The sequence below is a fragment of the Kosmotoga sp. genome (genome assembly GCF_982836095.1).
This window is the reverse complement of the sequence record NZ_CEYIHJ010000064.1, coordinates 1,609-9,251: the sequence shown is the minus strand read 5'-3', so window position 1 is coordinate 9,251 and position 7,643 is coordinate 1,609. Positions and strand designations below refer to the sequence as shown.

The following is a 7,643-nucleotide window of genomic DNA, read 5'->3' as shown; positions in this document are numbered from 1 at the left end:
TTTCCAATAGTATGTTTCACCACCGTTTAGTTCACCTGGATTGTAGGTTGTATCGCTTATATCGGATGCTATAAGTGGCGGAGTCATGTTAATACCAAAGTATATATCATAAGTTAAAATGTCTCCATCCGGGTCGTTGCAATTCCAGGACAGCGTTGCGTTTATGGAAACATCCGTAGCCCCATTTATTGGATTCGGGTTATATGGTTCCAAAGGGAGGTGGTTGATAGATATCAAAAAGCTATCGTTCGCCGTTCCACCCCTACCATCATTTGTTTCTATTTCCACCTGGTAAGTTCCAGATGCACCATAATCAGGGCTGTAACTGTACGTACTAACTGTTATGGTTCCCACTCCACTCAACAATGTAAAGCTCAGTGGGTCTCCATCTGGATCAGAAGCGTAATCCAACAGGTTGAGTTCCAGTGTATCTCCTTCACTTACATTTTGGTTAGGAATGTCGGAAAATACCGGTGGAACATTTAATTTAATACAGCCTGTACTCAACAGAAAAGTAAGAACAGTTAAAATACTCATAAAAAGGACTTTATACCTCATTCAGCCCCCTCCTTTCGCAATAGTACTTGTTGAGACCTTCGGATCTACTTCTTCTGTTGTTTTATTTCTGCTTTTCATTCGGCACAATATAATCTATCTAAAGCTCAATGGAGCTTTTTGAAAGTTAAAGACTGGCTTGAATTTGAACAGGATAGTTTTTATGAGAAAGAATCATCCTATTCTTTGCAGCTGAAGTTGGCATTTCAGTGTCATCAGAAGAATTCAAGATATATACAGCAGGCATGAAACTGTTCTTCGGTTCATTTTACAGCTATGAAGTACAACTGTTCCATGCCTTTTCAATGACCATCTTTCCCTTTGCTTTTTCATCCGAAGCACCTAAGTCGCACAAATATCAATGTCATGCTATCATTTTTATCAAAGAAAACCAATAAAAAAATAGAGTTGGAGTAAAAATGTGCACTCGCTCTATCAAATAAAAACTATACTCTATGCTCGTTTGATGATCCTTAATTGTTTAAACGTATATTTTGCTTGGATTTCTCTAAATTAAAAAAAGGAGCTTTCGCTCCCTTTTAAGCTTTGAGTTTTAAGACAACGAGTTTCATTTTCTCTTTAACATCTAGTTTATGGGCGATTCCAGGAGGGATTACAACGATCGAATCTTTATATAATTCATGTTGCTCAGCGTCTTCAATTTCTTTACCCCTAAATTCACCGGCAGAAATCTCAACAGCAGTTTTTAGCTTTTTTCCAGTGTAAAGATTGCCTTTTCCCTCAATGACAATATAAACATCAGTATAAGCTTTATGTATTTCAGGTTCACCTTCCAGATTTTCTATTTCAGCGACTTTAATATACGTTTCATCATATACAGTCACACTCTTACCAGCCATATTTTCAAAAATATCTTTAAGAATTTTCACTTTCATTTTCTCACCTTCTATGGAATAACTTCACAAAAAACTTGATCACATATCCACCAAAGAAAACGAAGAGAATGAATGATATAAGAGCTATAGAAATAGGTCTATCGAAGAAGGGTAACCAGTTCCCGCTTGTTTTAGTAAGGCCAACCCTCAGATTGTCTTCTATCATCGGGCCAAGAATGATTCCCAGTATCATAGGAGCAAGTGGAACTTTAATTTTCTCCAGCAGATAGCCAATAACCCCAAAGATCAACATTACATAGATATCAAAAAAACTATTCCTTATTGCATATGATCCTATCATAGAAAAAATAACCACAGCTGCAAGCACTATTGATGTCTTCATTTTAAGTAAATACGAATACGCCTTTATTCCAAGATACCCAACAAAAAGTAAGATAATCTGCGCAACAATAGCAATAGTAAAAATTCCCTGAACAAGATCGGCATTTTCCTGGAATATTAAGGGACCAGGTCTCAGTCCATACATCAACATAGCTCCTAGAACAATAGCGGTAATGGTATCTCCGGGTATTCCAAATACCAAAGCAGGTATCCAAGTGCCACCAAGAGCAGCGTTGTTAGCACTCGTAGGTGCAATAACACCATCAACTATTCCCGTGCCAAATTCATCACTTCTTTTTGAGGTTTTCTTTTCCACTCCATAGGCTACCCAAGCTGCAATATCAGCTCCAGCACCAGGCAATGCCCCAATGAAAGTGCCAATCACTGAGGACTTTATGACAATGAAAAACTTCCTGAAAGTGATTTTCATTGCCTGAGGAATAGAAAGTTTCATCTTTTCCTCAACAGTTGGCAACTCTAAATCTTTGTCACTACCCTGTATGCGCTTCAACACTTCTGATATTCCAAAAAGGCCTATCATAGCCGGAATAAAACTAATACCACCCATCAGTTCAATATTTCCAAAGGTGAATCTGGGATATCCCGTGGTTATATCTATACCTATGGTAGATATAAGTAATCCCAACAATGCAGAAGACAATCCTTTTATCACGTTTCCCCTGCTCAAGACTGCACTCATACTTAATCCGAATATCCCTAGCCAGAAGTACTCATAATTCGTAAATTTCAATGCAAAATTTGCCAAAGGTGGAGCAACAAGTATTAACAGTAATACACCGATAATTCCTCCTATGGTAGAGCAAAGCAAGTCAAGGGCCAAGGCTAATCCACCTTTTCCTTTCTTGGTCATTTCGAATCCGTCTAACACCGCTGCACCTGATGCAGGTGTTCCAGGAATTCTGAGATATGTTGCAGGAATATCTCCGGCAAAAATAGCTGTAAATGATGCCCCAAGAACCATTGCTAAACCAGCCAAAGGAGTCATGTAATAACTTATCGGAATAATCAAAGCAACCGCCATTGTGGCAGTTAAGCCTGGAATGCCTCCTACAAATATCCCAAAAAACATTGAAATCAAAAGAGGTATGATAATGTTCGGTTGTAATGCCACAAGAATGTTATCCATAACACCACCTCTGTCAAATTAGAATGGCAAGAATCCTTGAGGGAAAGGAATCGAGAAAACCATGCCAAATATTAAGACAATTACAATGGTCAATATTAACGAATATAGCAAAGCTCTCAAAAGCTTAACCCCAAGTATATACATAAATAGCGCTGCAAGTATAAACGTACCAACCTTAAACCCAATCAGGTTTATCAATGGGACATACAGCAAGATTCCAACTATTATGCTAATAACCCTTAAGATGCCCCGCTTAGTTACAAGGCTAGTGGCGTTAGTCTCTTCAGCCTTGCGCTTACGTAGAAAACTGCGCACAATAAAATAGACCCCTGCAAAAATCAACAAATAGGCAATCAAAAAAGGAAAAAACTTAGGCCCTGGAAGTTCTTTGCTTCTTACAACATAATTTGGGAAACCCGATCCTATGGCAAAAACAAATATGCTAATAATGATAAGGGTGCTTCCATAAACAATATCCTTTAGTTTCATATATTCACCCCTCAAAAAATGTTTCAAAAACCCCCGGCGTTGACCGGGGGCATGGTTTAATGAATATATCCACCGAGTTCAAGAACGGCTTTCCAAACTTTGTCCTGCTCTTTGACAAAATTATAGAATTCTTTAGAATTCTTGTAAGTCATACCAAAGCCATTCTTATTCATGAAGTCTTTGAAAGCATCGGAGTTGTAAATCTTCTGTATTGCATTTCCAAGGATCGTTTTTACATCGTCTGGAGTTCCTTTTGGAACTGCTACGCCTCTCCAGGTACCGGAAGACCAGTTAATCCCCTGTTCTTTCAAAGTTGGTATATCTGGGAATCTTGGGTCTCGTTCGTCTGACATGATTGCCAAAGCTTTTAACTGTCCTGCAGCGATCTGGGGCCAAGCTTCAGGAATGCTACAAGTTATTACATCAACATGGCCACCAAGCAACTCGACAATCGAAGGAGCTGCTCCCTTAGTGGGTGACCAGATAACATAATCCGGTGGAATACCCACAGCATTCAACATGCCAATTCTCGAGAGATCCCATATAGTTCCCGCACCAGAGCCTGAGAACAGGAGTTTCCCGGGATTCATCGCTATATCTACTAACAACTCCGTGACGCTGTTCCAGGATGCATCCGCTTTTACAATTACGCCTGCCGGGTCAACATTGAGCTGTGCAATGTAATCAAAATCATCGTATGTGAGCGTTGTAAGCCCTAACCAATGCATAGTCGCTATTTCCAGCGTAACCAATGTTAAAGTATAACCATCTGGTTTAGCATAAGCACCCGCTGCATGACCAACCGCACCGCCGCCTCCGGTTCTGTTAACAACCACAAAGGGCTTCCCTAACTCCTTTGAAAGCTGATCTGCAAGGAATCTTGCAAGCCTATCGGTTCCGCCTCCGGCACCCCAAGGGCAAATTATTGTTACAGGTTTTGTTGGATATTTAGCAGCAAATATTCCTATGCTAAGTGCAAGAACCAGAAATACAAAAAGTACTTTTTTCATTCACTAACACCTCCCCTAATAAGGTTATGAAAATCTGTTGAGCTAATAAAATTATCTACCTCAAATCTTCTTGGCTGTCCTTCTACAGACCCCGTTTTTCTGCAAGTTAATGCAGCCGTTGAAATGGCAAATTTCAGTATCTCTTCTTCATCCATCTTTTCAATAATTCCAACTATCACCGCTCCCATAAAAGCATCTCCAGCTCCTACCGTGTCCTTAACCTGAATTTGCGGTGCACTATAAGCAACTACCTTTTCTTTGGTTCCAAGAACAGCGCCTTTGCTACCGAGTTTGTAAGCAACAGTTTCAGGCCCCATATACAAGGCTTCTTTAACTGCTTCAAGTGGATTTTGTGAAAGCCCTAAAATACGCGCCTCTTCTTCGTTAAAAGATACAATGTCAGCGAATTCTATCGTTGTTTTATAAACATTTTTAGCGATTTTTCGCGACCAAAGTTTTTCTCTATAATTCAGATCATAGGAAATTTTGAACCCACGGGATTTGAACTTCTCAACCAAATCGAAACTACACTCAAGACAATCAAAACTTATTGCCTGTGAAATTCCACTCAAATGAAGGATTTTTCCATCATCCACGCGTACTGAATTGCAAAAGTCTTTATTCATTGTGCTGGCGGCAGAACCTTTTCTCCTATAATAAAAGAAATGCTCCCCTTTCTCATTGAAATCCACAAAGTACATACCTGTTGCATGTTCTTTATCGATAAAAACATTCGTTGTATCTACATCCTCTTGTCTCCATAATTTAAACAGGCCCTGCCCGAGAAAATCGTCGCCTATTTTTGTTATATAGCCTGAATTGTGCCCAAGTTTTTTCACCGCAAGGGCCACATTTGAGGTATCTCCACCCCAGGTCATTCTGAATTCACCGGGCTTTCCCAATGCGTTTGGGTTCTTAGAATAAAAACCCGCCAAAGGTTCTCCCCAACAGTAAACCTCAATCATCCTTCACACTACCTCAATAGCTTCTCATCATTAGTTTCAAAAGTTTCGATAAACAGTTCCAAATCCTTCCAAGATGGCAGAGGTTCAATATCTCCTTTCAGTGAAACTGTCATAGCACCGGCTGCACAACCATATTTAAGATTTTGCTCGATCGAATGGCCTTTCAAAATGCCAGCCAAAAAGGCCCCATCAAAAGCGTCTCCAGCACCGAGTTCATCGATTACCTCCACAGGATATGACGGATGTTCAAACTTTTTGCCTGAACTTAAATCGAGACATAAAGCACCTTCTTCTCCTTTCTTGATTACAAGCAATTCTGCGTTTTTGGCGATTTTACTCATGCTTTTGATATTATCGGTAAAATCGCTTCCAAAGAGAAAAGAAAGGTCGCCAGTTCCAGTGAAAAGAATCTGCGCCTTTTGGATAAATACTGACAAAACTTCCAATGCTTTTTGTGCATTTTGCAAAAGATTTACACGTATATTGGTATCAAAAGCAATTTTTATTCTTTTTCTCTCACAAATTTCTATGGCCTTTAAAGCGGCGTTCATACACTTTTCACTCAACGCAGGAGTTATCCCGCTTACCAAGAAGAGGTCCGTGTTCTCGAAAAGACTTTCGTTAATATCTTCCGATGACAGAAAACTTGCTGCTGATCCTTTCCTGTAATAAAAAACCTTAGTTTTGTTTGGAACAGGATAGCTCCTTTGAACAAAATAAATGCCCGTAGGATGGTCGGGATCCACTTTTACTCCGCTGGTATTTGTTCCTTCTGCTCTCAACGTTGAACTGATAATTTCACCAAATTGGTCATCGCCGACAGAAGTGATAAACGAAGTTTGAATACCGAGTCTTTGCATTTGAATGATAATGTTTGCCTCTGAACCAGCAACGTGTCTTTCAAAGACAGTCTGATATTTAAGAGCCCCTTTCCCCGTGGGGTTCATTTGAATCATGATTTCTCCCATGCCAACAGCTTTTTTCATATAATCACCTACCACAGAAATCATAATTCCACGTCAAGATTTTCAAGAGATAACTTTATTCTTTCCATCACTTTGTTGTCAGGTAGAGCCAGTGGCTTTTTAGGGTAACCAGAATCTATGCCCCTAAGCTTAAGCATAATATGAATTCCAAGAATGCTGTCTGTAAGATGCTGAACCTGTCTTAGCGCGTTTACCTTTTCCTGAAGTTCTAGAGCTTTTTCAAATTCCTTGTTGATTGCAGCTTCATACAGCTCAACGACAATCTCTGGGAAGGCGTTTGCAAGTCCACATATAGCTGCTGAAGCACCGAGTGGAATTGTGGGAACGATGAAGGCTTCTGTTCCAGAGATGTAAACAAAGTTGTCAAACCCAACTTCCGTTTTTACCCGGTAAAAATATGAGAGATCAAACGTACTATCTTTAATACCTGCTAAACCATGTTTTTTCAATACTTTTAGCGTTTCTATTTCTATTTCAAGACCTGTAGTCTTTGGATTGTTGTATAGATAAACCGGAATATCGGCTTTGGAAATTAGTTCGTCAAAAAATCTTATGATATCAGCTTGCTTGTACTTATAATAAAATGGTGCAACTGATGCCACAGCAACGGCTCCTGTGCTTTTGGCATGCACAGTTAATTCGACTATATCTTCAGGACAAGAAGCTCCTACATGAACAATGACAGGAACCCGTCCATTAACCTGATCAATTGCGATCTCTGTCACCCGCTTCCGTTCTTCTAAAGTCATTGCAGGTCCAGCCCCATATGTACCACACACAAACAATCCATGAACTTTGTTTGCTAAGAATTCGATGTGATTTCTGTACCTTGCTTCATCAACTTTTCCATCAGCATTAAAAATTGTGACAACAGGTGGTATTATTCCTCTTATGTCCTTCTCCATTCAAAACGCCTCCTTATTTGAATCAAAATTTTAGGTGTGAGAAACATCTTCTTGTATCGGATAATTCATTCAAAACCTCTTCGCCACCTTTAACAGCCAAAACCGTAAAGAGAATATCTACTATTGCCATCTGCATATATCTTGAAATAAGAGCATCTGTTCTCATGCTTATTTCTTTAACACCTACATCAAACACAACATCAGATATTCTTCCCAAAAAGGATTCTTTGTTTCCCGTTATGGCTATCACTTTTGCCCCTTTTCTGTGTTCCAGAGGAATAATGACATCCTTTGATTCTCCTGAATAAGAAATTGCAAGCACACTATCATTCGGCTTTAATTTACTCA

9 protein-coding genes are annotated in these 7,643 nt (G+C 39.5%); all 9 read right to left on the bottom strand.

The window, feature by feature from the left end; translation table 11 throughout:
• Nucleotides 1-558 (bottom strand): Ig-like domain-containing protein (locus tag AC3LHT_RS05745; RefSeq protein WP_488662239.1); only part of this gene is annotated, 558 nt, incomplete at its 3' end.
• A gap of 536 nt (nucleotides 559-1,094) precedes the next feature.
• On the bottom strand, nucleotides 1,095-1,451 hold the full coding sequence (locus AC3LHT_RS05740) for a YhcH/YjgK/YiaL family protein (RefSeq protein WP_290647375.1): 357 nt from the start codon (nucleotides 1,449-1,451) through the stop codon (nucleotides 1,095-1,097).
• Between the two features lie 4 nt (nucleotides 1,452-1,455).
• Nucleotides 1,456-2,940 carry a tripartite tricarboxylate transporter permease gene (locus AC3LHT_RS05735; protein ID WP_488662238.1) on the bottom strand — a complete coding sequence of 495 codons (1,485 nt, stop codon included), beginning with the start codon at nucleotides 2,938-2,940 and terminating at the stop codon, nucleotides 1,456-1,458.
• An 18-nt stretch (nucleotides 2,941-2,958) separates the two neighbouring features.
• Entirely contained in the window at nucleotides 2,959-3,429 is a 471-nt protein-coding gene (locus tag AC3LHT_RS05730; RefSeq protein ID WP_488662237.1) for a tripartite tricarboxylate transporter TctB family protein, read from the bottom strand.
• Nucleotides 3,430-3,485: 56 nt separating this feature from the next.
• Nucleotides 3,486-4,439 carry a tripartite tricarboxylate transporter substrate binding protein gene (locus tag AC3LHT_RS05725; protein WP_290647372.1) on the bottom strand — a complete coding sequence of 318 codons (954 nt, stop codon included), beginning with the start codon at nucleotides 4,437-4,439 and terminating at the stop codon, nucleotides 3,486-3,488.
• On the bottom strand, nucleotides 4,436-5,404 hold the full coding sequence (locus AC3LHT_RS05720; RefSeq protein ID WP_488662236.1) for a sugar kinase: 969 nt from the start codon (nucleotides 5,402-5,404) through the stop codon (nucleotides 4,436-4,438). Before AC3LHT_RS05720 ends, AC3LHT_RS05725 begins: the two co-directional genes overlap by 4 nt.
• An 8-nt stretch (nucleotides 5,405-5,412) precedes the next feature.
• Complete coding sequence (locus tag AC3LHT_RS05715) at nucleotides 5,413-6,390, bottom strand: sugar kinase (RefSeq protein ID WP_290647370.1); 978 nt, start codon at nucleotides 6,388-6,390, stop codon at nucleotides 5,413-5,415.
• Nucleotides 6,391-6,410: 20 nt separating this feature from the next.
• Nucleotides 6,411-7,295, bottom strand: coding sequence for a dihydrodipicolinate synthase family protein (locus AC3LHT_RS05710; RefSeq protein ID WP_290647369.1), 885 nt, complete (start codon nucleotides 7,293-7,295; stop codon nucleotides 6,411-6,413).
• A gap of 22 nt (nucleotides 7,296-7,317) precedes the next feature.
• Nucleotides 7,318-7,643 (bottom strand): MurR/RpiR family transcriptional regulator (locus tag AC3LHT_RS05705; protein ID WP_488662235.1); only part of this gene is annotated, 326 nt, incomplete at its 5' end.